The sequence below is a fragment of the Pseudomonas sp. BN515 genome, from assembly GCF_029873155.1.
Classification (GTDB): Bacteria; Pseudomonadota; Gammaproteobacteria; order Pseudomonadales; family Pseudomonadaceae; genus Metapseudomonas.
In genome coordinates this window covers 49,813-71,671 of sequence record NZ_SSOH01000057.1, presented here as the reverse complement: position 1 = coordinate 71,671, position 21,859 = coordinate 49,813, and the positions used below count along the sequence as shown (strand labels likewise).

The 21,859-nt window shown below is 66.5% G+C and carries 23 protein-coding genes and 2 riboswitches; of the genes, 13 read left to right on the top strand and 10 right to left on the bottom strand.

Features of this window, described 5'->3' with window-relative positions:
* Positions 1 to 17: 17 nt before the first annotated feature.
* From E8E91_RS14750 to E8E91_RS14730, 5 genes are all read left to right on the top strand, one after another.
* The gene (locus E8E91_RS14750) at positions 18 to 1,115 is read left to right on the top strand and encodes a cobalt-precorrin-5B (C(1))-methyltransferase (RefSeq protein ID WP_280376370.1); all 1,098 of its coding nucleotides are present in this window, start codon (positions 18 to 20) and stop codon (positions 1,113 to 1,115) included.
* Positions 1,112 to 1,843: a cobalt-precorrin-6A reductase gene (locus tag E8E91_RS14745; RefSeq protein ID WP_280376369.1), complete on the top strand. Its 732-nt coding sequence runs from the start codon at positions 1,112 to 1,114 to the stop codon at positions 1,841 to 1,843. Before E8E91_RS14750 ends, E8E91_RS14745 begins: the two co-directional genes overlap by 4 nt.
* Entirely contained in the window at positions 1,840 to 2,550 is a 711-nt protein-coding gene (locus tag E8E91_RS14740) for a (2Fe-2S) ferredoxin domain-containing protein (RefSeq protein ID WP_280376368.1), read from the top strand. The genes E8E91_RS14745 and E8E91_RS14740 overlap by 4 nt, the downstream gene beginning before the upstream one ends.
* A 77-nt stretch (positions 2,551 to 2,627) precedes the next feature.
* Positions 2,628 to 2,873, top strand: coding sequence for a type II toxin-antitoxin system CcdA family antitoxin (locus tag E8E91_RS14735; RefSeq protein ID WP_280376367.1), 246 nt, complete (start codon positions 2,628 to 2,630; stop codon positions 2,871 to 2,873).
* Entirely contained in the window at positions 2,873 to 3,190 is a 318-nt protein-coding gene (locus E8E91_RS14730) for a CcdB family protein (protein ID WP_280376366.1), read from the top strand. Before E8E91_RS14735 ends, E8E91_RS14730 begins: the two co-directional genes overlap by 1 nt.
* A gap of 49 nt (positions 3,191 to 3,239) precedes the next feature.
* Here E8E91_RS14730 and E8E91_RS14725 read toward each other — a convergent pair whose 3' ends face one another.
* Both E8E91_RS14725 and E8E91_RS14720 read right to left on the bottom strand, forming a co-directional pair.
* Positions 3,240 to 3,971 (bottom strand): VWA domain-containing protein, encoded by a 732-nt coding sequence (locus E8E91_RS14725; RefSeq protein ID WP_280376365.1) that lies wholly within the window; start codon positions 3,969 to 3,971, stop codon positions 3,240 to 3,242.
* The gene (locus E8E91_RS14720) at positions 3,896 to 4,897 is read right to left on the bottom strand and encodes an AAA family ATPase (RefSeq protein WP_280376364.1); all 1,002 of its coding nucleotides are present in this window, start codon (positions 4,895 to 4,897) and stop codon (positions 3,896 to 3,898) included. Before E8E91_RS14720 ends, E8E91_RS14725 begins: the two co-directional genes overlap by 76 nt.
* Positions 4,898 to 5,414: 517 nt before the next feature.
* On the opposite strand from E8E91_RS14720, the gene E8E91_RS14715 reads away from it, so the two are divergent.
* Positions 5,415 to 6,506 (top strand): 3-deoxy-7-phosphoheptulonate synthase, encoded by a 1,092-nt coding sequence (locus E8E91_RS14715; RefSeq protein ID WP_280376363.1) that lies wholly within the window; start codon positions 5,415 to 5,417, stop codon positions 6,504 to 6,506.
* Between the two features lie 228 nt (positions 6,507 to 6,734).
* Here E8E91_RS14715 and cobN read toward each other — a convergent pair whose 3' ends face one another.
* Complete coding sequence (gene cobN, locus E8E91_RS14710; protein ID WP_280376362.1) at positions 6,735 to 10,469, bottom strand: cobaltochelatase subunit CobN; 3,735 nt, start codon at positions 10,467 to 10,469, stop codon at positions 6,735 to 6,737.
* Between the two features lie 115 nt (positions 10,470 to 10,584).
* Positions 10,585 to 11,637, bottom strand: coding sequence for a cobalamin biosynthesis protein CobW (gene cobW / locus E8E91_RS14705; protein WP_280376361.1), 1,053 nt, complete (start codon positions 11,635 to 11,637; stop codon positions 10,585 to 10,587).
* Positions 11,638 to 11,728: 91 nt separating this feature from the next.
* Positions 11,729 to 11,923, bottom strand: a riboswitch (cobalamin riboswitch).
* Positions 11,924 to 11,981: 58 nt separating this feature from the next.
* Positions 11,982 to 12,199, top strand: a riboswitch (cobalamin riboswitch).
* 102 nt (positions 12,200 to 12,301) lie between these two features.
* Between cobW and E8E91_RS14700 the strand changes: the two genes are divergently transcribed.
* The 6 genes from E8E91_RS14700 (at position 12,302) to E8E91_RS14675 (ending at position 16,309) form a co-directional block, all read left to right on the top strand.
* Positions 12,302 to 12,487 (top strand): CbtB-domain containing protein, encoded by a 186-nt coding sequence (locus E8E91_RS14700; protein ID WP_151131602.1) that lies wholly within the window; start codon positions 12,302 to 12,304, stop codon positions 12,485 to 12,487.
* Between the two features lie 11 nt (positions 12,488 to 12,498).
* A complete protein-coding gene (locus E8E91_RS14695) occupies positions 12,499 to 13,206 on the top strand; it encodes a CbtA family protein (RefSeq protein WP_280376360.1) in 708 nt (235 codons plus the stop codon).
* Positions 13,207 to 13,227: 21 nt separating this feature from the next.
* Positions 13,228 to 13,638 carry a cobalamin biosynthesis protein gene (locus tag E8E91_RS14690; protein ID WP_280376359.1) on the top strand — a complete coding sequence of 137 codons (411 nt, stop codon included), beginning with the start codon at positions 13,228 to 13,230 and terminating at the stop codon, positions 13,636 to 13,638.
* Complete coding sequence (gene cobM / locus E8E91_RS14685) at positions 13,635 to 14,390, top strand: precorrin-4 C(11)-methyltransferase (RefSeq protein ID WP_280376358.1); 756 nt, start codon at positions 13,635 to 13,637, stop codon at positions 14,388 to 14,390. Before E8E91_RS14690 ends, cobM begins: the two co-directional genes overlap by 4 nt.
* 112 nt (positions 14,391 to 14,502) lie before the next feature.
* On the top strand, positions 14,503 to 15,387 hold the full coding sequence (locus E8E91_RS14680; RefSeq protein WP_280376357.1) for a sugar nucleotide-binding protein: 885 nt from the start codon (positions 14,503 to 14,505) through the stop codon (positions 15,385 to 15,387).
* Positions 15,380 to 16,309 (top strand): NAD-dependent epimerase/dehydratase family protein, encoded by a 930-nt coding sequence (locus E8E91_RS14675; protein ID WP_280376356.1) that lies wholly within the window; start codon positions 15,380 to 15,382, stop codon positions 16,307 to 16,309. Before E8E91_RS14680 ends, E8E91_RS14675 begins: the two co-directional genes overlap by 8 nt.
* Positions 16,310 to 16,518: 209 nt before the next feature.
* Here the strand turns inward: E8E91_RS14675 and E8E91_RS14670 are convergent, their stop codons facing one another.
* From E8E91_RS14670 to E8E91_RS14650, 5 genes are all read right to left on the bottom strand, one after another.
* Positions 16,519 to 17,193: an OmpW family outer membrane protein gene (locus E8E91_RS14670; RefSeq protein ID WP_190826550.1), complete on the bottom strand. Its 675-nt coding sequence runs from the start codon at positions 17,191 to 17,193 to the stop codon at positions 16,519 to 16,521.
* A 155-nt stretch (positions 17,194 to 17,348) separates the two neighbouring features.
* Positions 17,349 to 17,867 carry a DUF3299 domain-containing protein gene (locus E8E91_RS14665; protein WP_280376355.1) on the bottom strand — a complete coding sequence of 173 codons (519 nt, stop codon included), beginning with the start codon at positions 17,865 to 17,867 and terminating at the stop codon, positions 17,349 to 17,351.
* A gap of 7 nt (positions 17,868 to 17,874) precedes the next feature.
* Entirely contained in the window at positions 17,875 to 19,137 is a 1,263-nt protein-coding gene (locus E8E91_RS14660; protein WP_280376354.1) for an ABC transporter permease, read from the bottom strand.
* Between the two features lies 1 nt (position 19,138).
* Complete coding sequence (locus E8E91_RS14655) at positions 19,139 to 19,846, bottom strand: ABC transporter ATP-binding protein (protein ID WP_280376353.1); 708 nt, start codon at positions 19,844 to 19,846, stop codon at positions 19,139 to 19,141.
* Positions 19,847 to 19,884: 38 nt separating this feature from the next.
* A complete protein-coding gene (locus E8E91_RS14650) occupies positions 19,885 to 20,445 on the bottom strand; it encodes a DUF2796 domain-containing protein (protein ID WP_280376352.1) in 561 nt (186 codons plus the stop codon).
* 105 nt (positions 20,446 to 20,550) lie between these two features.
* Between E8E91_RS14650 and E8E91_RS14645 the strand changes: the two genes are divergently transcribed.
* The gene (locus E8E91_RS14645; protein ID WP_280376351.1) at positions 20,551 to 20,898 is read left to right on the top strand and encodes a hypothetical protein; all 348 of its coding nucleotides are present in this window, start codon (positions 20,551 to 20,553) and stop codon (positions 20,896 to 20,898) included.
* Positions 20,899 to 20,955: 57 nt separating this feature from the next.
* Here the strand turns inward: E8E91_RS14645 and trxA are convergent, their stop codons facing one another.
* Positions 20,956 to 21,825: a thioredoxin gene (trxA, locus tag E8E91_RS14640; RefSeq protein WP_280376350.1), complete on the bottom strand. Its 870-nt coding sequence runs from the start codon at positions 21,823 to 21,825 to the stop codon at positions 20,956 to 20,958.
* Positions 21,826 to 21,859 lie beyond the last annotated feature (34 nt).

Here is a 21,859-nt window from a genome sequence, read left to right as displayed (position 1 = left end):
GAGCAGACCTTAGCCCCATGCGTGACGAAACCCCCGAACAACCCGCGCCCCTGCGCAGCGGCTACACCACCGGCAGTTGCGCCACCGCCACTAGCCTGGCAGCGGCGCGCCTGCTGCTGGGTGGCGAGGCGGCGGATGCGGTGGAGATCGTCCTGCCCAAGGGCCAGCAGGTGCTGATGCGCCTGGAGTTCTGTCGCCTGAGCAACGACGGCGCCGAAGCCGGCACCCTGAAAGATGCCGGCGATGATCCGGACGTGACCCACGGCGCGCTGATCTACGCACAGGTGCGCCTGGACGCGGCACCTGGCGTGCGCTTCCACGCAGGTCCGGGCGTCGGTACCGTCACGAAGCCGGGCCTGACCCTGGCGGTGGGGGAGCCCGCGATCAATCCGGTGCCCCGGCAGATGATGACCGAGCACCTGACCCGCCTCGCCGCCGAGTACCACTACCCCGGCGGCTTCGAGGTGACCATCTGCGTGCAGGGCGGCGCCGAGCTGGCGCTGAAGACCATGAACCCGCGCCTTGGCATCCTCGGTGGCCTTTCCATCCTCGGCACCACCGGGATCGTCCGGCCCTTTTCCTGCTCGGCCTATATCGCCTCGATCCATCAGGGCATCGACGTCGCCCGCGCCAACGGTTTCACCCATCTCGCGGCGTGCACCGGCAATGCCAGCGAAGATGCCATGCGCCGTCGTTATCACCTGGACGACACCGCCCTGATCGAGATGGGCGACTTCGCCGGCGCCGTGCTCAAGCACCTGCGCAAGGCGCCTGTGGATAAGCTCAGCCTGTGCGGGGGCTTCGGCAAGATCAGCAAGCTCGCCGCCGGCCATATGGACCTGCACAGCCGCAGCTCCAGCATCGACCTGCCGCTGCTGGCGCAATGGGCTGCCGAACTGGGCGCCAGCGTCGAGTTGCAGGAGGCCATGCGCGGCGCCAATACCAGCCAGCTGGCGCTGGTCATGGCCCATGACGCCGGCATCCCGCTGGGCAACGCAGTCTGCGCCCATGCCCTGGCTTTCGCCCGCAAGACGGTGCCGGCCAGCGTGGCGCTGGAGGTCTTCGCCATCGACCGTCAGGGCAACATCGTCGGCGAAGCGGTGGAGCCGCGATGAAGCGCATCCTGCTGCTGGGCGGCGTTGCCGAAGCGCTGGCGCTGGCGCGCCGCCTTGGGCCTGAACACGTCTACAGCCTTGCCGGCCTCGGCAAAGTGCCGGATGACCTCGACTGCCAGGTTCGCGTCGGCGGCTATGGCGGTGCCGAGGGGCTGGCGCGTTTCATCGCCGACGAGGGCATCGGGTTGCTGGTGGATGCCACCCATCCCTATGCCGCGCAGATCAGCCACAACGCGGCGGCGGCTGCCGGCATGGCCGATGTTCCCTGCTGGGCCCTGCGGCGCCCCGGCTGGCAGGCAGGCCCTGATGACGACTGGCGCAACGTGGCCGACTGGGCCGGGCTGATCGAGGCGCTGAAATCCTTCCAACGTCCTTTCTTCACCCTCGGCCGCGAACCGCTGGAGCACCTGCAGGAGATCCCACCAGAGCAGCACTGGACCGTGCGCTGCCTGCAAGGGCAACCAGCCGGGGAACGCTACGAGGTGATCGGTGCCCGTGGCCCCTTCAGCCTCGACGGCGAGCGTGAGCTGTTCCGCCGCTTGCGCAGCGACGTGCTGATCAGCAAGAACAGCGGCAGCCAGTCCACTGAACCCAAGTTGCAGGTCGCCCGCGAGCTCGGGCTGCCGGTGCTGATCCTCGAACGCCCGAAGCTGCCTGCCGTCACCCGCGAATTCGAATCCGTCGAGCGCCTCTGGCAGGCCCTCGCTACCTACCTGGAAACCCCATGAACGCAACACCCTACGCCCGCGTGCTGTTCGCCGGGCCGGACCTCGCCCAAGGCTCTTTCGCTGAGCTGTTCCGCCGCCAGCTTCTGGCATTGCGTGGCGAGTCAGCCCTGGCCGATATCGTCGATACCAGCGCCGGTCACGACCTGCTGTGGCAGCGCGTTCAAGCGAGCCCGCGCCCCTTGCTGGTGATCGACCTCGAACCGCAATCCTCGTCCCAGCACCTGGACTGGCTGCGCAGCGAGCTGGGCCGGCTGGATGCCCCTGAGCAGCTCTTCGCCGCCAGCCTGCTGGGCCAGTTCGACGCCGACCCGGCCGGCGCCGCCTGCACCCTGGCTGAACGCCGTGAGTTGCATCTGACTTGCGTGGACGTACCGGCACTGCCGGAGAGCCATTCCTGGTCCTGCATCCCGCCCCACGACCGCCGTCTGCTGCTGTGCAACGGCCCGCGCTGCACCCGTCGCGGCGCGCTGCCGCTGTGGAAAAAACTGCGGGAAACCCTCAAGGCCGCCGGCAAGCTGGAGTGCGAAGGCGGCGTGCACATCACCCGCACCCAATGCCAGTTCCCCTGCGATGAAGGCCCAACCGCCAGCCTCTACCCGGAAGGCGAGTGGTACCGCATTCGCGATGAGGAAGAGGTGCTGCGCTGGGTGCAGGAGCGGATCCTCGAGGATCAGCAGGTGCCGGAGATGTTGATGCACACGCAGTGACCGTCCGGCCCCCGGCTTTGACTGTCGTATTGCTATGCGCATAGGGTATGCGCATAGCTTGCCTGGGAAACCTGCTCATGCGTCCCATCTACGATCCTCATGCCCCAAAGAAGGCCACGAACCTCAGCATCAACAGCGACCTCCTCAACAAGGCGCGGGCGCTGGATATCAATCTGTCCGCCGCACTGGAACACGCCCTGGCGGAAGAGCTAAGGCTCAAGCAGCGTGAATCCTGGCTGGCTGAAAATCGCGCGGCGATTGCCGCCTACAACCAGTACGTGGAAGACGAAGGCGTCTTCAGCGACGACCTGCGGAGCTTCTGATGCCGCAATTCGCCGTTTACCTGAACGCCAATCCTGCGACCCGTACGACCATTCCTTACTTGCTCGATGTACAGAGCGACCTGATCGCCGAGTTGAGTACCCGTGTCGTCGTGCCTCTCTATACGGTCGAGGTGATGAAGGACAAGGTGCTGAAGACCCTGATGCCGGTCTTCGAGGTGGAGGGAACGCCCGTCGTCATGCTCACTCCTCAGCTGGCCGGGGTGTCCAGGAAAGTACTGGGAAAGCAGGTCGCCGATCTATCTTGCATGCGCAATGAAATCATTGCGGCTCTGGACCTGCTGATTACCGGGATCTAGTTCGCCGGAAGGGGCGTGGGCGTTCCGCTGAGTAGCGAAACCCATCGACTCACAGCTCGGAAATGACCCGGTATTCCGCGCCCAATTCCTCCGCCAGCTTCTTCGCCCGGCCCAGCCGAATCGGCCCGCTTTCGATATCCACCAGCAGCGTCGGGCAGCCCGGCGGCTGCAGTGACGACCAGTCCTTCAAACGCCCATCGGTGAGCACCAGCAAACGCTGTTCCTCGGCCGGCTTCTGCCGCTGCCGGCGGGCCAGCCAGTGGGCGGATTGCTGTAGCGCTTCGATGACGGGCGTACCGCCGCCGGCGCCTAGTTCCGCAAGCCAGTGATGCAGAGCGGGGGAGGCCTTCTGGCCCTGCCAGAGCCACCGGGGCTGGTGGCCGGTGGCGTGGAGTACGGCAAGGCGCGCCCGCTCGCGGTAGGCGGCTTCGAACAGAGTGGCGAGCAATCCCTTGGCCTGGGCCAGGGCGCCGTGGCGGCGGGTGGAGGCGGAAGCATCCACCACCACCAGCCAGAGCTGGTCGGGGCGCTGACTGCGTGGCGCACGCACCAGGTCTGAGGCCTTGCGCGGACGGCCACGCAGGAGCGTGGGCAACCACTGGATGGCTCCATTGGCACCCGCACGGCGAGCGCCGCTGCGGCCGTTGCCAAGAGTGCCGGGTCTGGGCCGGGCACCCGCCCCTGTGACCGTGCGCGGGCGGATGCTCAGGGCTTTTTTGGCCAGCGCGGCAGGTCGCGTCGCTCGCCGGTGGGTACCGCTTGCGGGGGCAGTTCGCCCCATTGGCCCTCACCGCCGGAAGCCTGCGACTGCGAGGCAGCCGGTGGAGCTTGCGGCGGTTGTGCGGCGGGTGGTGGCGTGTGGGTGCGACGGTGGGCGAGGGCGAAGTCTTCGACGGCGTCGATGTCTTCGGCTTCGATGCGCTCGGCGCCGCGCCAGGCAGCGTGGGCACGGGCGGCGCGCAGCCAGACCAGGTCGGCGCGCAGGCCGTCGACGCCGGCGGCGAAGCAGCGCTGGGCGATGTCATCGAGGGCAGCATCGTCCAGGGGAATGCCGGGCACGCGTTCCCGCGCGTCCTGGCAACGTCGGGCCAGGGCCTCTTGTTCGCCGCTCCATTGGGCGATGAAGGCCTGCGGATTGGCATCGAAGGCCAGGCGGCGGCGAACGATCTCGGCGCGGTCGGCCGGTTGCGGCTGGCCGTCCTGGCGGACCTTGAGGCCGAAGCGGTCCAGCAATTGCGGGCGCAGTTCGCCTTCTTCCGGGTTCATGGTGCCGATCAGCACGAAGCGGGCGGGGTGACGATGGGAAAGACCATCGCGCTCCACCTGGTTCACACCGCTGGCGGCCACGTCGAGCAGCAGGTCCACCAGGTGGTCGGGCAGCAGGTTCACTTCATCCACGTAGAGCACGCCGCCGTGGGCCTTGGCCAGCACGCCGGGCGAGAAGCGCGCGCGGCCCTCGCCGAGGGCAGCGTCCAGGTCGAGGGTGCCGACGATGCGCTCTTCGCTGGCACCCAGGGGCAGGGTGACGAAGGTGGCTTCCGGCAGCAGGTCGGCGATACCGCGCGCCAGGGTGGATTTGGCCATGCCGCGCGGACCTTCGATCAGCACGCCGCCGATGGCGGGGTCGATGGCGGCGAGGTAGAGCGCCAGCTTCAGTTCGTCGGAACCGACGACCGCGCTCAGGGGAAAGTGGAGAAGGTCGGACATGGCGGGATCCTGGGAAAGCGTGTCGCGCATGGTAGCGAAAGGTCGGGGTGGCCGATAGAAATCAGTGATTGAACGGCGCGCGGCGATCCAGTAGGTTATCCAGCATTCGCTTTGGAGATTGTCATGCCGCAACTCGCTTCCACTTCGCTCACCGCTCGCCAGACTCAGGTCCTGGCGCGTGTGCGTGTGGCCGCTGCGGCCAGCTATTTCTATGGGTATTGGTTTAGCCACGGGCTGGCCTGATACCCAATCAGGCGGCCCACTCCAGCAGGGTCGCCGCCAAAGCTCCACGAAACCCCCGGTCGGCAACCCGACCGGGGGTTTTTGTTTTCCGGCCCACAAGGCCAAACACATGAGATTCGAGGATCGCACCATGATCAGCTACCGCACCTATCAGACCTATTACCGCAACTCCGACTGGCGATTTAGCCGCGCAGGCACCGCTCAGACACCGTTGAATCGAACACCCAGATAGCGCCGCGCGCGGATCGAGCCGCGCCGGCTGAGGACGCCAGTCATGAATTCGCACCAATCCGTTCTTCCCACCGCTGTACAGCCGCTCCATGCCATGGCACTGGAGGCTGCCCTTCCCCCATCGCGCAGCACCCAGCCACTGCCCACTCCCGCCGAACTGCGCCAGCGCCTGCCGCTGTCCCATGAGCTCGCCCATCAGATCCGCGCCCAGCGTGAGGCTGTGCGCGCTGTGCTGGACGGCGAGGATTCGCGCCTGCTGGTGGTGGTGGGTCCCTGCTCCATCCACGATGCCGATTCCGCCCTCGACTACGCACGTCGCCTCGCCCGGCTGGCGCCGGAAGTCAGCGACCAGTTGCTGCTGGTGATGCGCGCCTACGTCGAGAAGCCACGCACCACCGTGGGCTGGAAGGGGTTGGTCTACGACCCGCATCTGGATGGCAGCGGCGACATGGCCGGGGGCCTGGCCTTGAGCCGCCGGCTGATGCTGGAGATGGCTGAGCTGGGGCTTCCCGTCGCCACGGAGCTGCTGCAACCGTTGGTGGCCGGCTACCTGGATGACCTGCTGAGCTGGGCCGCCATCGGCGCGCGCACCAGTGAGTCGCAGATCCACCGCGAGATGGTCAGCGGGCTGGACCTGCCAGTGGGCTTCAAGAACGGAACGGACGGCAGCCTCGGCATCGCAACCGACGCCATGCGCTCGGCCGCCCATGCCCACCAGCATTTCGGCATCGACACCCTGGGTCGTCCGGCGCTGGTGCAGACCGCCGGCAATGCGGACACCCATCTGGTGCTGCGCGGCGGCCACAAGGGGCCGAACCATGATGCCGCCAGCGTGCAGGCGGCACGCGAGGGGCTGGAGAAACTCGGCATCGCACCGCGCATCCTGGTCGATTGCAGCCACGCCAACAGCGGCAAGGACCCGCTTCGCCAGCCCGCCGTGCTGGAAGATGTGGTCAATCAGCGCCTGGCCGGCCAGGACGCCCTGCGCGGCGTGATGATCGAGAGTCACCTGTTCGATGGCGCGCAATCGCTGTCCTGCGACATGCGCTATGGCGTTTCGATTACCGATGGGTGCCTGGGCTGGGAAGGCACCGAGCGCATCCTGCGGGAGGCGGCGGAGCGGTTGCGCGGGTGAGGACCCGACAGGTTTTCCCCTGTAGCTAGGCAGGACTACGTCCTGCTTGGCGATTGAAATCGCCCCCACAGGGAATGTGCCCCACAGGGAGAGACAGCGGTGGGCCGAGAGTCACCCCTCTCCCGCCTGCGGGAGAGGGGCCGGGGGAGAGGGCAGCAGCCGGCCGGCTCGGTGCCCAACCATTTCTCGAATGAATTCGCCCACAGGTTGCCTGGACCGCAGTGCGAATCACTGTTCCTCGATATCCAGCAACAGATTCTCGATCGCCTCGCGGTACTCCCCGGGGTTCTCCCACATTCCGCGCTGCTGGGCTTCCACCAGCCGCTCGGCGATGTCGCGCAGCGCTTCGGGGTTGTGCTGGCGGATGAACTCGCGGGTGTCTTCGTCCAGCAGGTAGGCATCGGCCAGCAACTGGTACTGGTGGTCGTCCACCAGTTCGCTGGTGGCGTCGAAGGCGAACAAGTAGTCCACGGTCGCGGCCAGCTCGAAGGCACCCTTGTAGCCGTGGCGCTTCATGCCGGCGATCCACTTCGGGTTGGCGGCGCGGGCGCGGACCACGCGGCCCAGCTCTTCCTTGAGCGAGCGGATTCGTGGCAGGTCGGGCTGACTGTGGTCGCCGTGGTAGCTCGCCACCTTCTCGCCGCGCAGGGTTTCGGCGGCGGCGAGCATGCCACCCTGGAACTGGTAGTAGTCGTTGGAGTCGAGGATGTCGTGCTCGCGGTTGTCCTGGTTCTGCAGGACGGCCTGCAACCGTTGCAGCCGCTGGGCGAAGCGTTCCCGCGCCGGGGTGCCGGCGTCCTGGGAGCCGTAGGCGTAGCCGCCCCAGTTGAGGTAGACCTCGGCCAACTCGGCACGGTCCTGCCACTGGCGCTCTTCGATGGCGCCCTGCACACCCGCACCGTAGGCGCCGGGCTGGGCGCCGAACACCCGCCAGCCGGCTTGCAGCCGCGCATCCTCCTCGGTCAGGCCTTCGGCTGCGAGACGTTCGCTTTCCTGTTTCACCCGCGCGGCCAGCGGGTTCATGTCCTCGGGCTCGTCCAGCTCCGCGACTGCCTGCACCGCGGCATCGAACAGGCGGATGAGGTTGGCGAAGGCGTCGCGGAAGAAACCGGAGACGCGCAAGGTCACGTCCACGCGAGGCCGGTCCAGCAGGGACAACGGCAGGATTTCGAAGTCCTCGACCCGCTGACTGCCGGCCTGCCATACCGGCCGCACGCCCATCAACGCCAGGGCCTGGGCGATGTCGTCGCCGCCGGTGCGCATGGTGGCGGTGCCCCAGACGGAAATGCCCAGTTGGCGCAGGTGATCGCCGTGGTCCTGCAGGTGGCGTTCCAGCAGCAGGCTGGCGGACTGGAATCCCAGGCGCCAGGCCGTGGGTGTGGGCAGGTTGCGCACGTCCACGGTGAAGAAATTGCGCCCGGTGGGCAGTACGTCGAGGCGTCCGCGACTGGGAGCGCTGCTGGGGCCGGGCGGCACGAAGCGGCCTTTGAGTGCCGCCAGTACGCCGCCAATCTCGGCGCTGCCGCAGGCATCCAGGGTGGGGGCGATCACGGCCCGCAGGTTGTGGATAACCGCATCGCTGGCGGGACCGATGGAACCGATATCGGCAGTCTCGATCAGACCCAGCGCCAACAATTCCAGGCGCTCGCGGGTGTCGCCGTTGCTGCGCCAGGGCTCATCGCTGACCGCTTCCAGCACCGCCGGGTGTGGGCCTTGCCAGGGCTCGGCAAAGTTGAGGTCGAGCGGGTCGGTGCCCAATTGCAGGTCGCTGGCGAGGGCGCGTAGCAAGCTGGCGTTGGCCCCCTTGCCGTCGCCGCGCGGAATGCGCACCAGGGAGAGCAGGGTGTCGTCGCGCAGGCGTCCGGTTGGGGATTCGCCGAACACATGCAGGCCGTCGCGGATCTGCGACTCCTTGAGGTCGCAGAGGTAGGCGTCCAGTTGCGGTAGCCAGCTTTCCGGGTCATCGCTGATGGCGAGGTTCAGCTCGCGGTCCAGGGCGGTGGCCTTCACCAGTTCGAGGATTTCCCCGCGCAGCTGCACGGCGCGGCGCGGGTCCAGCTGGGAGGCGTCGTAGTACTCGTCGGCCAGGCGTTCCAGGTCGCGCAGCGGACCGTAGTTCTCGGCGCGGGTCAGTGGCGGCATCAGGTGATCGATGATCACCGCCTGGGTGCGGCGCTTGGCCTGGGCGCCTTCGCCCGGGTCGTTGACGATGAAGGGGTAGATGTTCGGCAGCGGGCCCATCGCGGCGTCCGGCCAGCATTCGGCGGAAAGGCCGACGCCCTTGCCCGGTAACCACTCCAGATTGCCGTGCTTGCCGACGTGGATCAGCGCATCGGCGGCGAACACTTCGCGCAGCCAGAAGTAGAAGGCGAGGTAGCCGTGGGGCGGCACCAGGTCGGCGTCGTGATAGATGGCCGCCGGGTCGAGCTGGTAGCCGCGGGCCGGCTGGATGCCGACGAAGGTCAGGCCCAGGCGCAGGCCGGCGATCATCATGCGGCCGCTGCGGAACATCGGGTCCTGCTGCGGTCCGCCCCAGCGTTCGAGTACGGCACGCTGGTTAGCCTCGGGCAGGCGCGAGAAACAGGCGAGGTAGTCGGCAAGCGCGAGGCTCTGAGCGCAAGGGCGCAGGTCGAGGCTGTCCAGATCGTTGCTGACGCCGCCGAGCAGGTTGTGGATAAGTGCTGTGCCGCTGTCCGGCAGGCCCGCGACCGGATAGCCCTCGTCTTCCAGGGCGCGGAGGATGTTCAACGCAGCGGCCGGGGTGTCCAGGCCTACGCCATTGCCGATGCGGCCATCGCGGGTGGGGTAGTTGGCCAGGATCAGCGCGACGCGCTTGTCGGCATTGGCCTTGCGCGCCAGTTCGCACCAACGCCGCCCGAGTTCGGCGACGAAATCCATACGTTCCAGTTGAGGGAGATAGCACACCACGTCGCTCTGGCTGCGCTCGCTGCGCCAGGCCATGCCCTTGAAGCTGATGGGGCGGGTGATGATGCGGCCGTCCAGTTCTGGCAGGGCGATGTGCATGGCCAGGTCGCGCGGGCCCAGGCCCTGCGGGTTGTCGCGCCAGAGCGGCTCGTTGTCCAGGGAACAGATGGCCTGCAGCACCGGGATGTCGCGGCGGAATGGGCGAAGGCTGGGGGCGTCGGGGTTGGACTGGGCGAAGCCGGTGGTGTTGATGATCAGCCCGGCGCCCGCGGCGTCCAGCCAGTTTTCCACAACCTCCAGGCACTCGGCTTCCTTGAGGCTGGCGACAGCAATCGGCAAGGGATTCAGGCCCTGGGCAGCCAGTCGCTCACAGAAGGCATCGATGAAGGCGGTATTCGCCGCCTGCAGGTGCGTTCGATAAAAGAGCAGGGCGGCCACGGGCTGATCCGCCAGCCATTCGGCCTGCCAGTCCTGCAGTTGCGCAGGGCGGATGAGTGGGTGGTAGAGGGCGACGCGGGGCAGGACCTGCGGTTCGCGCCAGGGGTAATCACGCTCCAACCAGCAAGAGGCCAGGCAGTTGAAGAGCTGCCGCGCGTTGTCCAGCCCGCCCTGGCGCAGGTACTGCCACAGGCGTTCGGCGTCTTCCCCTGGGACGTTGCAGAGACCCGCCAGCTCGGGATCGGGGCGATCGTCGCCGGGTACCAGGATCAGCGTTGCACCGCGCTCAGCCAACGCCACCAGTTGTTCGATGCCGTAGCGCCAGTAGCCGACGCCACCGTGCACCGAGATGAGGATGACTTTCGCGTGCTGCAGCACCTCGTCGACGTAGAGGTCCACCGAGGCGTGATTCTGCAACTGCATGGGGTTGGCCAGGCGCAGGCTCGGGTAGTCCTCCGGCAGTTCGCGGGCGGCTTCTGCCAGTAGGGCCAGGTGCGAATCGCCGCTGCAGAGGATCACCAGCTCGGCAGGTGTCTGGGCCAGGTGGGCGATGCCGTCGTCGGGGACGAAGCCGCCGGGTTGGGTGCGGAGGAGGTGCATGGTTTTTACCCCCTCTCCCTTTGGGAGAGGGTTGGGGTGAGGGAAAGTCCCAGCGCGCGGAGGTTGCCCTCACCCCCGGCCCCTCTCCCAGATGGAGAGGGGAGTTGAACGCGTTTCATGCCAGCGCCGTGCGCAGTTCGTTGGCGATGGCCGCCTGGTCCAGCTCCTGGCCGATGACCACCAGGCGGGTGCCGCGGGTTTCATCGGTCAGCCACTTGCGGTCGAAGTGCTTGTCGAAGCGTTTGCCGACACCCTGGATCAGCAGGCGCATCGGCTTGCCGGGAATGGCGGCGAAGCCCTTGATGCGCAGGATGGCGTGGCGCTCCACCAACTGGCCGAGGGCGGTGAGCAGCGCAGCTTCCTCGACTTCCGGCAGGTCGACGTGGAAGGAGTCGAACTCGTCGTGGTCGTGGTCCTCATGACCTTCGTGGTCGTGGTGGGTGGGTCGACTGTCGATGTGCAGTTCGGCTTCGGCGTTCAGCCCGAGCAGGACATCGAGCGGCAGCTTGCCGGCGCGGGCTTCGACGATCTTCACCGCCGACGGCAGTTCTTCGGCCACTTCGGCGCGCACGGCGGCGAGGGCTTCGGCGTCGAGCAGGTCGGCCTTGTTCAGCACCACCAGGTCGGCGCTGGCGAGCTGGTCTTCGAACAGCTCGTGCAGCGGGGATTCATGGTCGAGGTTCGGGTCCTGCTTGCGCTGTTCGTCCACCTGCTCCGGGTGGGCGGCGAAGGTGCCGGCGGCCACGGCCGGGCTGTCGACCACGGTGATCACCGCGTCGACGGTGCAGGCGTTGCGGATTTCCGGCCACTGGAAGGCCTGCACCAGGGGCTTGGGCAGGGCGAGGCCGGAGGTCTCGATGAGGATCTGGTCGAGGTCGCCACGGCGCGCTACCAGCTCGCGCATCACCGGGAAGAACTCCTCCTGCACGGTGCAGCAGAGGCAGCCGTTGGCCAGTTCGAACACGCGGCCCGCGGCCTCTTCTTCGGTGCAGCCGATGGAGCACTGCTTGAGGATTTCGCCGTCAATGCCCAGTTCGCCGAACTCGTTGACGATCACCGCGATGCGGCGGCCTTCTGCGTTGTCGAGCATGTGGCGGAGGAGGGTGGTCTTACCGGCGCCGAGGAAGCCGGTGACGATGGTGACGGGGAGCTTGGCCAGGGTTTTCATGCGCGCCTCTGCGTGGTCGGTCGGCGGGCATGACGAACGCAGCGGGGCCGGCCCCGCGCAACGGATTCGCCACCGGATCACCCCGCCCGGTTGTCTGGAATGTCGTCGAGGCAGGTCTCCTGGCTCACGACCCTGCGCGTTGCGCGGCACCTTCGCCTTCCCGCTTGCGCAGTGGCATTTCGAAGGGCCTTGGGGGCGTTCACAGTTGCGGGGGCAGCCGTGGCCTTGACCACGTTCCCTCTTAGCTCCGGCGTATATCCGGAGAACCTCGAAAGAGCGAAGGCTACGCAGCGTGCCAGCAGCGGTCAATCGCAGCAGTTGACGCTTGGTCGGACTCGTGATGTCCTAGCACGGTTTTTTCAGGTGCCTTGCGTCGCCGTACGCGAGGTGAAACGGGAAATCGGTGCGTCCGTTTTCGGACAAGTCCGACGCTGCCCCCGCAACGGTAAGCGATCGTAGGGTTAAGTACGCCACTGTGCCGATCCGGCATGGGAAGGCATGCCCATCCAGCCCAAGGCTGGCGTCGCAAGCCCGGAGACCGGCCTGATCACGTTTTGGCAACCCGCGGTGGGCGGGCGCAAGCCGGAAATCTGGGCGCCCGTGCGTCCGCTTCCCTCGCGCGCGTTCCTCTGCCGGTATCACTAGCAACGCAGAGGGAACCTCCATGTCCAGCCGCACCCTGTCCCATTCCGCCGCTTCCTCCTCGACCCTGGCCCAACGCCTGGTGCTGGCCATCGGTGCCGGCCTGGTCGGCCTGTCCCTGGTGTACTTCGCCGGTTTCTCGCACATCGAGGCCGTGCACAACGCTGCCCACGACACCCGCCACAGCGCCGCCTTCCCCTGCCACTGAGTGATGCATCCATGATCAAGCGCATCGCCCAGACCGCAGGGTTCGCCGGCCTCATCGCGGCCTTGGTGCTGACCCTGCTGCAGAGCCTGTGGGTCACCCCGCTGATTCTCCAGGCGGAGACCTATGAAAGCGCCGAGCCGGCCCCCGTCGAGCAGGCCAACGACCATGAACACGGCGGCGCCGCTGTTCCCCATGTGCATGAACACAATGACGAAGCCTGGGCCCCGGAAGATGGTTGGCAGCGGACTCTGTCCACGGGCGGCAGCAACCTGGTGGTGGCTGTGGGCTTCGCCCTGATCCTCGCCGGGCTGTTCAGCCTGCGCGGCCCGACCCGCGCCTGGCATGGCCTGCTGTGGGGCCTGGGCGGTTTCGCCACCTTCGCGCTGGCGCCCTCCCTGGGTCTGCCGCCGGAGTTGCCGGGCACCGCCGCCGCTGAACTGGCCCAGCGCCAGACCTGGTGGATCGGCACCGCCGCCTCCACGGCCGTTGGCCTCGCGCTGATCGCCTTCGGCCGTCATTGGGGGCTGCGTGTGGCGGGCGTCGTGCTGCTGGTGATCCCCCATGTAGTGGGCGCGCCGCAGCCGGAGGTGCACTCCAGCCTGGCGCCGGAAGCGCTGGGGCACGAGTTCATCGCGGCTTCGCTGATCACCAATGCCGCGTTCTGGATGGTGCTCGGCTGGGCCGCTGCCTGGCTGTACCAGCGTCACTCTCAAGCATGACGGCCTACGATGATGCGTCCCATGAAGCTGGTCGCCGGGCTGGGCTGCCGACGCGGTTGCGCGGCGGATGAGCTGCAAGGCCTGCTGCTGCAGTGCCTTGCCGAGGCTGGGGCCTCCCTCGATGAACTGGTCGCCCTGGCCAGCAGTGAGGTGAAGGCGGCAGAGCCGGGGCTGGTCGCCCTGGCCGAGCGATTAGGCCTGTCGCTGTATTTCCTGCCCGTGGATACGCTCGCAGCCCAAGAGGCATGCCTGAGCCAGCCGTCCGAACGGGTGCGGGACGTCGTTGGCAGTCCCGGAGTCGCCGAGGCAGCCGCCCTGGTCCAGGCCGAGGCCCTGTTCGGCGGCCACGCCACCCTGCTCATCGACAAACGCTGCAGCGCCAGCGCCACCTGTGCCCTGGCCTGTGTCCCCCAGGAGGCTGAACAGCCATGACGGTCTATTTCATCGGCGCCGGCCCTGGCGATCCGGAGCTCATCACGGTGAAGGGCCAGCGGTTGATTCGCACCTGCCCGGTAATTCTCTACGCAGGCTCCCTGGTGCCCGAAGCCGTGTTGACTGGGCATAGCGCCGAGCGGGTGGTGAACACGGCGGAGCTGCACCTGGACGAGATCGTCACCCTGCTTGCCGAGGCTCATGCGAAGGGCCAGGACGTGGCGCGGGTGCATTCCGGCGACCCGTCGGTCTACGGCGCCATTGGCGAGCAGATCCGCCACCTGCGCGAACGGGATATCCCCTACGAAATTGTGCCGGGGGTGACCGCCACTGCCGCGTGCGCCGCGCTGCTGGGATGCGAGCTGACCCTGCCGGACGTGTCGCAGACCCTGATCCTCACCCGTTACGCCAGCAAAACGCGCATGCCCGAAGGGGAAGCGCTGGGCGATCTGGCCCGGCATCGCGCGACCATGGCCATCCACCTGGGTGTGAGCCAACTGGCGAAAATCGTCGAAGAACTGTTGCCGCACTACGGCGCCGAATGCCCGATCGCCGTGATCCATCGCGCCAGCTGGCCGGACCAGGAGCAGGTCACCGGTACCCTCGGCGACATCCTCCCCAAAGTGGCGGCGCGGGACTTCCGCCGCACGGCGTTGATCCTCGTGGGCAAGGTGCTGGCAGCAGATGGCTTCACCGATTCCTCCCTCTACCGCGCCAGCCATGCCCATCTCTACCGCCCGGGCCAGGCGTAACCGCTACGCGGCTAGTGACGTGGGCCGGTGAAACCCGCAGAATGCGGCTCTTATGTGGCGGGCAATTTTCCCGCCAACTCCTTCTAACCGGCTTTAAGCGACCTTTTTCTCTATGCGAATGCGCTTGATGCTGTTGGGTGGCGGCAATTCACTCGGACAGGCGCTGATTCGCCTGGGTGCCGAGGAAGACATAGGTTTTCTCGCTCCGCGTCCGCCTGAGCAGGGCTGGGACGCCGCCAGCCTGACCCAGCTGCTCGATGACACCCGGCCCGACGCCGTGATCAACCTCGCCTACTACTTCGACTGGTTCCAGGCCGAAGAGGTCAGTGACGTCCGCCTGGCAGCCCAGGAACGCGGTGTGGAGCGACTTGCCGAGCTCTGCCAACACCACGGCATCATCCTGCTGCAACCGTCCAGCTACCGGGTATTCGATGGCTCCCGCGCCACCGCCTACAGCGAGAAGGACGAGTCCGCCCCGCTCAGCGAACGTGGCCAGGCTATCTGGCGCATGGAGCAGAGCGTGCGTGCGGCCTGCCCCAAGCATGTGCTGCTGCGCTTCGGCTGGTTGCTGGACGACAGCCGGGAAGGCTCCCTGGGGCGCTTCCTCACCCGTGCCGAGCAAGCGGACGAAATCTGCCTGGCGGATGACCGTCGCGGCAATCCCACGCCGGTGGACGATGCCGCGCGCGTGCTGCTCGCGGTGATCAAGCAACTGGATTGCCAGGCGCCGCTCTGGGGCACCTATCACTACGGCGGCCACGAAGCCACGACGCCCCTGGCCCTCGGTCAGGCCCTGCTCAGCGAGGCCCGCAACCTGCATCCGCTGAAGGTGCAGGACATCACCCCGCAGGCTCACGCTGCCCGTCCCGATGCGGCGGACGAACCGCAGAACGCGGTGCTGGCCTGCAAGAAAATCCTCCACACCTTCGGTATCAAGCCGCGCGCCTGGCGCGCCGCGTTGCCAACCCTGCTGGACCGTTACTATCGCCATGGCTGATTCCCCCATCCTCATCACCGGCGGCGCCGGTTTCATCGGCTCGCACCTGGCCGATGCGTTGCTTGCCAGGGGCCACGCTGTGCGTGTGCTGGACAACCTCTCCACTGGCAAACGCTCCAACCTGGCGCTGACCAATCCACGCCTGGAACTGATCGAAGGCGATGTGGCCGACGCTGCCCTGGTGGCTCGCGCCATGTCCGGCTGCAAGGCGGTGGCCCACCTGGCTGCAGTGGCTTCAGTGCAGGCGTCGGTGGACGATCCGGTGGCGACTCACCAGAGCAATTTCATCGGCACCCTGAACGTCTGCGAATCCATGCGCGAGCACGGCGTGAAACGGGTGATCTTCGCCTCCAGCGCTGCGGTCTACGGCCAGAACGGCGAAGGCATGGCCATCGACGAAGACACACCCAAGGCACCGCTGACGCCCTACGCGGCGGACAAACTGGCGAGCGAGCACTACCTGGATTTCTATCGCCGCCAGCACGGTCTTGAGCCGGCGGTATTCCGCTTCTTCAACATCTTCGGCCCGCGCCAGGACCCGTCTTCGCCCTATTCCGGCGTGATCAGCATCTTCACCGAGCGCGCCCAGGCTGGCCTGCCGATCACTGTATTCGGCGATGGCGAGCAGACCCGCGATTTCGTTTACGTCGGCGATCTGGTGCAGGTGCTGGTGCAGGCGCTGGAAGCGGATTGGCTGGAAGCCGGGCCAGTGAACGTGGGCCTCAACCGCGCCACCAGCCTCAAACAGTTGCTCGCCGCCATCGGTGATGTGCTGGGCGAAATGCCAACGGTGACCTACGCCGAAGCCCGCGCCGGGGACATTCGCCATTCACGGGCCAACAACGCCCGTCTCCTGCTGCGCTACGAATTCCCAGTGGCGACTCCGCTGCGCGAGGGTGTGGCGCGTCTCTTGGGGCGTTGAGCCGCCAACCGCGCTTTGCCTGAGTCTGTAGGGCGGTCGTACGCACCGGAAGGCTGCGCTGATCGGGAAGCGAGGTCGGTGCACGCGGCGCACCCTACGTTCGGTCCCGATGAAGGAAGCGGCCCCGCTTTCTCATAAATCTCCAGGCACAAAAAAAGGCGCCCGAAGGCGCCTTTTGGCGGGGGTGTTCCTCTTGAAGAAGAGCCCGCTCAGAACTTGTAGCCGAGGCCGACCATGTATACCCACGGGTCGACGTCCACATCGACTTTTACCTTGCCCACGCCTGCCAGGTCGGTGGTGGCCTGGGTGTCGATGTCGATGTACCAGACAGCGGCGTTGAGCAGGATCTTGTCAGTCAGCATGTAGTCCATGCCGACCTGCGCGGCCAGGCCCCAGGAATCATCCAGGTCCAGGTTGCTGAAGCCTTGGGATTTGCGCGAGCTGGTCAGGTCCTCGTCGAAGAACAGGGTGTAGTTCAGGCCGGCGCCGACATAGGGCTGGAACGCGGAGTTCGGGTCCATCGGGTAGTACTGGAGGCTCAGGGTCGGCGGCAGGTGCTTGATGTCAGCCAGTTTGCCGTCAAGGGCGCCGCCGAGGCCTTTCACGCCCACTTCGTGCTGGAACGGGGTGGCTGCCAGCAGTTCGATACCGACATGGTCGGTCAGCATGTAGGTGCCGGTCAGGCCGAGCTGGGTGTCGCTGTCCAGGGTGGCTTTGGTGCCGCCGACCTTGGTACCGGCAAGGGACAGGTTGGAGCTGTCTTCGTTCGGGGAAACGGTGGCTGCGCCTGCGCGGACGATCACGTCGCCGGCCTTGTGGGCCTGGGCCAGCGGAGAGGCGACGGCAAGTGCGAGAAGGGAGGCTGCGAGAAGCGGCTTGCGCATGGAAGGCTCCAATGAGTTCTTAATGTGTTGGACTGGAGCCAGTTTCGGTAATTAGGAAGCTTTGTATCTTGATCCAGAGCAATGTCGCTTGCGGTTGACAGCAAAAGGCCCGGTAAGACCGGGCCTTTGTGCATTCGGGGATTGAGCGTCCAGGGTCAGTTGCTGGTGGACTCGTAGGGATAGATCTTGCTCGCGTCCATCTGGTAACCCGCTTCCGCCAGTTCGCTGCTGCTGGCCTTCACCTGCAGCGGGCCTTCAATCCAGAAGGGTTGGTAGAGGGCATCCATCAGCACGCCGAGTTCGCTCTTCACGTGGACGATCTGATTCGACGGTGGCGGCGGTACGTGGATGCAGGCGCCGAAATAGGGCACCAGGAGGAACTCGGTGACCCGGCCCTCCTCGGTCACATCCAGCGGCACGATGTAGCCCGGCAGCTTCACTTCCTGGCCATCCAGCGCCTTGACCACCGGTGCTGCAGGAGATTGCTGGCTCGCCGCCGGGCCAGCCTCGGCGTTGAGGGCGTCGGACAACTGCGAAAGGTCATGGATGGGGGCGGGCGGTGCGGGTGGCGGCGCGCCTTCCGGGATCATCTCCGCCCAGGTGAGTTCGCGTGCCTCGCCGGCCCAGAGCGGGGAGGAAAGGGTCAGCAGCAGGGCCAGCAGGATGCGTGTCATGGGAGTCTCACAGGCGAATGGACAGACCGTCGGCCAACGACTGCCGATAGGCACGCCAGGCTGGCACTACGCCCATCAGCAGGGCGGCGGCCAGAATAGCGCCGAGCAGCGTCCACTCATAGGGGCTGGGCAGGGCCAGTGGCAGGTAGAGCCCATAGTTCGCCTGCACATAACCCTGGCTGAGCCCGATGCTGAGGTACAACAGCCCCACGCCCAGCACCGCACCCGCCACGGCCAGGGCAAAGGCTTCCAGCACCAGCAAGCTACCGATATGCCAGGGGCGTGCGCCCACGGAACGGAGGATGGCCATTTCCCGGCGGCGTTCGTTGAGGCTGGTGAGGATGGCGGTGAGCATGCCGATCAGGCCGGTCAGCACCACGAACAGAGAGACCACGAAGAGCGCCCTCTCGGCCGTGCCCATCAGGCTCCAGAGCTCCTGCAGGGCCACGCCGGGCAGGATCGCCAGCAGCGGCTCGCCCCGGTATTCGTTGATCTGCCGTTGCAGCGCGAAGGTGGCGATCTTGCTGTTGAGGCCGAGCATGAAGGCGGTGATGGCCTTGGGTTGCAGGTCCATGGCGCGGGCCTGGTCGGCGCTGACCTTGCCGGCGCCGCGCGCGGGCACGCCGTTCTGCCAGTCGACGTGCAGTGCCTCCATGCCCGCCAGGGAAATGTGCAGGGTGCGATCCACCGGCGTGCCGGTGCGCGCGAGGATGCCGACCACCGTGAACGGCTTGTCGTCGTGCTGTACCAGGCTGACGGTGCTGACACCGTGGGCCAGCACCAGTTTGTCTCCCAGCTTGTAGTGCAGGGCCTCGGCCACTTCGGCGCCGAGCACCACCTCGAACATCTCGGAGAAAGGCTTGCCCTCGGCCAGTCGCAGCGGTTGGCCGCGGCCGTAGTGGTAGTGATCGAAGTAGGCGGCGCTGGTGCCCATGACGCGGTAGCCGCGATGGGAGTCGCCAAGGGAAATGGGGATGGCCCACTTCACTCGCTTGTCCTGGCTGATGGCTTCGAAGCTGTCCCAGCGGATGTTGTTGGTGGCATTGCCGATGCGGAACACCGAATAGAGCAGCAGATTCACCGATCCGGAGCGGGCGCCGACGATCAGGTCGGTGCCGCTGATGGTGCTGGCGAAGCTGGCGCGGGCTTCGGTGCGCACACGCTCGACGGCCAGCAGCAGGCAGACCGAAAGGGCGATGGCGAAGACCGTCAGCAGGGCGGTGAAACGGCGGTTGGCGAGGCTGGCCAGGGCCAGGCGCAGCAGATACATCTCAATCCTCCTCGATGCGCGCGGCATGGTTCAGGTCCGCCAGAGACAGGCTGCGGTCGAACAGCGATGCCAGGCTCTGGTCGTGGCTGACGAACAGCAGGCTGGAGCCGGCTTCACGGCATTCGGCGAACAGCAGTTGCAGGAACGCTTCGCGGGCGTCGGCATCCAGGGCTGAGGTGGGTTCGTCGGCGATCACCAGTTCCGGCTGGCCGATCAGCGCACGGGCAGCGGCTACCCGTTGTTGCTGGCCGATGGACAGCGCATCAGCGCGGCGTTGCAATAGTTCTTCCTTCAGGCCGAGATGGCGCAGCAGGGTGGCGGCGGCCGCATCGACGCTGCCGTGGCGCTGGCGCGCACGTTCGGCACGCAGACGCGAGAAGCGGCAGGGCAGCTCGACGTTCTCGCGCACCGAGAGGAAGGGCAGCAGATTGAACTGCTGGAAGATGTAGCCGGTGTGGTCCACACGGAAATGGTCACGGGCGCTGGCCGAGAGCTTGGCCAGGTCCTGACCGAGCAGACGGATGCTGCCACGGCCGGGTTTCTGCACGCCGCCAAGCAGGCCTAGCAGGGTCGTCTTGCCGCTGCCGCTGGGGCCTTTGAGGAAGAGGCTTTCGCCGTGTTGCAGGCGGAACTCGGGAATATCCAGCAGTTCCGGGTGACCGGGCCAGGCAAAGCCCAGCCCCTGGAGTTCGATCAGTGTCTGGCTCATGGGAAAACGACCGGGTTGCCCCGGCCGGTTCTAGGGAATTAGAAGCTCAGGGTGGCGTTGGACTTGCTCAGTTCCGCGCCTTGCTGCCCGTTCGGGCCGATCAGTTGTACCTGAATTTTCTCGGTGGCAGGGAAGCGCTTGAACAGCCCGGCGAGGTCCAGCGACTTCAGCGCATCGGGGGTGGAGCACTCGAGCCGGTAGTGGGCGTGGACTTCGCTGTGCTCGTGGTCATGGCCCTTGGCATGTTCGTCATGGTGATCGTCAGCGCCGAAGAGCGGGCTTTCCAGTTCCTGGGACGCGACCCTGCAGCCGGCCGCCTGGGGAAGGCCGAAGAGCGCCAGGGGACTTTCCAGCTCGTTACGGACAGCAGCGACCCTGGCTTTGTCGGCATCGCTACTGGCGGCATGTTCGAAGCCCACGAGGTTCATCGCCGGACTTTCCAGTTCCAGCTCGAGGGCATCGCCGTCCAGCGCAGCGTTCAGGCGCGCTACGCCGTGCTCGTGGGCGCCGAGGCTGTCGTGATCATGGTCGTGCTCGTGGGCCTGGACAGCGGCCAGGGGCAGCAAGGCGAAGGGCAGGGCAAGCAGCAGGCGGCGCATGGAGGTCTCCGGAGAGGGTTAAAAGATTTAGTTACGTTATAACAAATGTAGGCAGCCCGCCAGCGCCGTGGGAGCATTGCGCATTCGTTTCTGGAGGAGTTGGACATGCTGCGCATACGCGGACAGATCGGCGACTGGCCGGTGGACCTGACGGTCGAAATGGACGCCGAGGACTGGGATCAGCTGGCCAGTCGCCTGTCCCCCGAGCTGGCGGCCTCGGCGTCGGCGGCGCCAAAGGTTCCGAGCGCGCCGCGCAGTGATGCGCTTTGGGAGACCGCCCAGCAACTCCTGCGCGAAGCCGGACAGATGGAAGGGCCACGATTGCTGGCCGAACTGGAAGCCCTGACTGGTGGTGTGGCGGCGGGAAAGCGTCTGCTGGTGCGTCTGCGCCACAGCGAGCAGGTGCATGTCGAGGTGCGGGAAGACGCGCCTCTCTATATCTGGCGGGGGTGATGAGCTGTGGGAGCGAGTTCAATCGCGAATGAATTCGCTCCCACAGGGTAGGGCGGATCAGTAGATCGCGTTGTACAGCTTGCGGCGGTAGGTGGTGACCAGCGGGTGGTCGTTGCCTAGCAGGTCGAACACCTGCAGCAGGGTCTTGTGGGGCAGGCCGCCCTCGTAGCCACGGTTGCGCGCGAAGAGTTTGAGCAGGCTGTCCAGCGCCGGCTCGTACTGCTGGCGGGAAAGCTGCTGGATCGCCAGCTGGTAGACCGCTTCGTCGTCACCGGCATCCTGTGCCAGGCGCGATTTCAGGTCGGCGACTTCTGGCAGGTCGGCAGCCTGGCGCAGGAAGGTCAGCTGCGCTCGGGCACCCGCGATCGCCTGTTTGTGTTCGTCGCTCTTCACCGCATTGAGCACGGTTTCCGCTTCGCCCAGCTCACCGCGTTCGGCCAGGCAACGGGCATAGAGGATCAGCCCGGCAGCGTTGGTGTTGTCTTCGGTCAGCAGTTGCTTGAGCAGGTTCTCGGCTTCGCTGATGCGGCCTTCGCTGAAGGCAGCCTGGGCGGCGTCCAGCAGGTTGCCCTGGGGCGTGGCGGGCATCTGCACATGGGGTTCGAGCATGGCGCGGATGGCCGATTCCGGCTGCGCGCCGGCAAATCCGTCCACCGGCTGGCCGTCCTTGAACAGCACCACGGTGGGCAGGCTGCGGATGCCGAAGCGCATCACGATGTCCTGCTCGATATCGCAGTTGACCTTGGCCAGCAGCAGTTCGCCCTGGTAGGACTCGGCAATCTGCGCCAACAGCGGCATCAGCGCCTTGCAGGGGGCGCACCAGTCGGCCCAGAAATCCACCAGCACGGGCTTGTGGAAGGAGTTCTGGATCACCGCCTGGTCGAAGTCGGCGCCGGTGGTATCGAAGATGTAGGGAATGTCGCTCATCTGGGCTCTCGAAGGCACGAAAGGATGGGCGAAT

Coding starts and splice junctions, on each gene's coding strand:
- E8E91_RS14750 (WP_280376370.1), top strand. CDS start 18: ATGCGTGACGAAACCCCCGAACAACCCGCGCCCCTGCGCAGCGGCTAC.
- E8E91_RS14745 (WP_280376369.1), top strand. CDS start 1,112: ATGAAGCGCATCCTGCTGCTGGGCGGCGTTGCCGAAGCGCTGGCGCTG.
- E8E91_RS14740 (WP_280376368.1), top strand. CDS start 1,840: ATGAACGCAACACCCTACGCCCGCGTGCTGTTCGCCGGGCCGGACCTC.
- E8E91_RS14735 (WP_280376367.1), top strand. CDS start 2,628: ATGCGTCCCATCTACGATCCTCATGCCCCAAAGAAGGCCACGAACCTC.
- E8E91_RS14730 (WP_280376366.1), top strand. CDS start 2,873: ATGCCGCAATTCGCCGTTTACCTGAACGCCAATCCTGCGACCCGTACG.
- E8E91_RS14725 (WP_280376365.1), bottom strand. CDS start 3,971: ATGGGGCGAACTGCCCCCGCAAGCGGTACCCACCGGCGAGCGACGCGA.
- E8E91_RS14720 (WP_280376364.1), bottom strand. CDS start 4,897: ATGTCCGACCTTCTCCACTTTCCCCTGAGCGCGGTCGTCGGTTCCGAC.
- E8E91_RS14715 (WP_280376363.1), top strand. CDS start 5,415: ATGAATTCGCACCAATCCGTTCTTCCCACCGCTGTACAGCCGCTCCAT.
- cobN (WP_280376362.1), bottom strand. CDS start 10,469: ATGCACCTCCTCCGCACCCAACCCGGCGGCTTCGTCCCCGACGACGGC.
- cobW (WP_280376361.1), bottom strand. CDS start 11,637: ATGAAAACCCTGGCCAAGCTCCCCGTCACCATCGTCACCGGCTTCCTC.
- E8E91_RS14700 (WP_151131602.1), top strand. CDS start 12,302: ATGTCCAGCCGCACCCTGTCCCATTCCGCCGCTTCCTCCTCGACCCTG.
- E8E91_RS14695 (WP_280376360.1), top strand. CDS start 12,499: ATGATCAAGCGCATCGCCCAGACCGCAGGGTTCGCCGGCCTCATCGCG.
- E8E91_RS14690 (WP_280376359.1), top strand. CDS start 13,228: ATGAAGCTGGTCGCCGGGCTGGGCTGCCGACGCGGTTGCGCGGCGGAT.
- cobM (WP_280376358.1), top strand. CDS start 13,635: ATGACGGTCTATTTCATCGGCGCCGGCCCTGGCGATCCGGAGCTCATC.
- E8E91_RS14680 (WP_280376357.1), top strand. CDS start 14,503: ATGCGAATGCGCTTGATGCTGTTGGGTGGCGGCAATTCACTCGGACAG.
- E8E91_RS14675 (WP_280376356.1), top strand. CDS start 15,380: ATGGCTGATTCCCCCATCCTCATCACCGGCGGCGCCGGTTTCATCGGC.
- E8E91_RS14670 (WP_190826550.1), bottom strand. CDS start 17,193: ATGCGCAAGCCGCTTCTCGCAGCCTCCCTTCTCGCACTTGCCGTCGCC.
- E8E91_RS14665 (WP_280376355.1), bottom strand. CDS start 17,867: ATGACACGCATCCTGCTGGCCCTGCTGCTGACCCTTTCCTCCCCGCTC.
- E8E91_RS14660 (WP_280376354.1), bottom strand. CDS start 19,137: ATGTATCTGCTGCGCCTGGCCCTGGCCAGCCTCGCCAACCGCCGTTTC.
- E8E91_RS14655 (WP_280376353.1), bottom strand. CDS start 19,846: ATGAGCCAGACACTGATCGAACTCCAGGGGCTGGGCTTTGCCTGGCCC.
- E8E91_RS14650 (WP_280376352.1), bottom strand. CDS start 20,445: ATGCGCCGCCTGCTGCTTGCCCTGCCCTTCGCCTTGCTGCCCCTGGCC.
- E8E91_RS14645 (WP_280376351.1), top strand. CDS start 20,551: ATGCTGCGCATACGCGGACAGATCGGCGACTGGCCGGTGGACCTGACG.
- trxA (WP_280376350.1), bottom strand. CDS start 21,825: ATGAGCGACATTCCCTACATCTTCGATACCACCGGCGCCGACTTCGAC.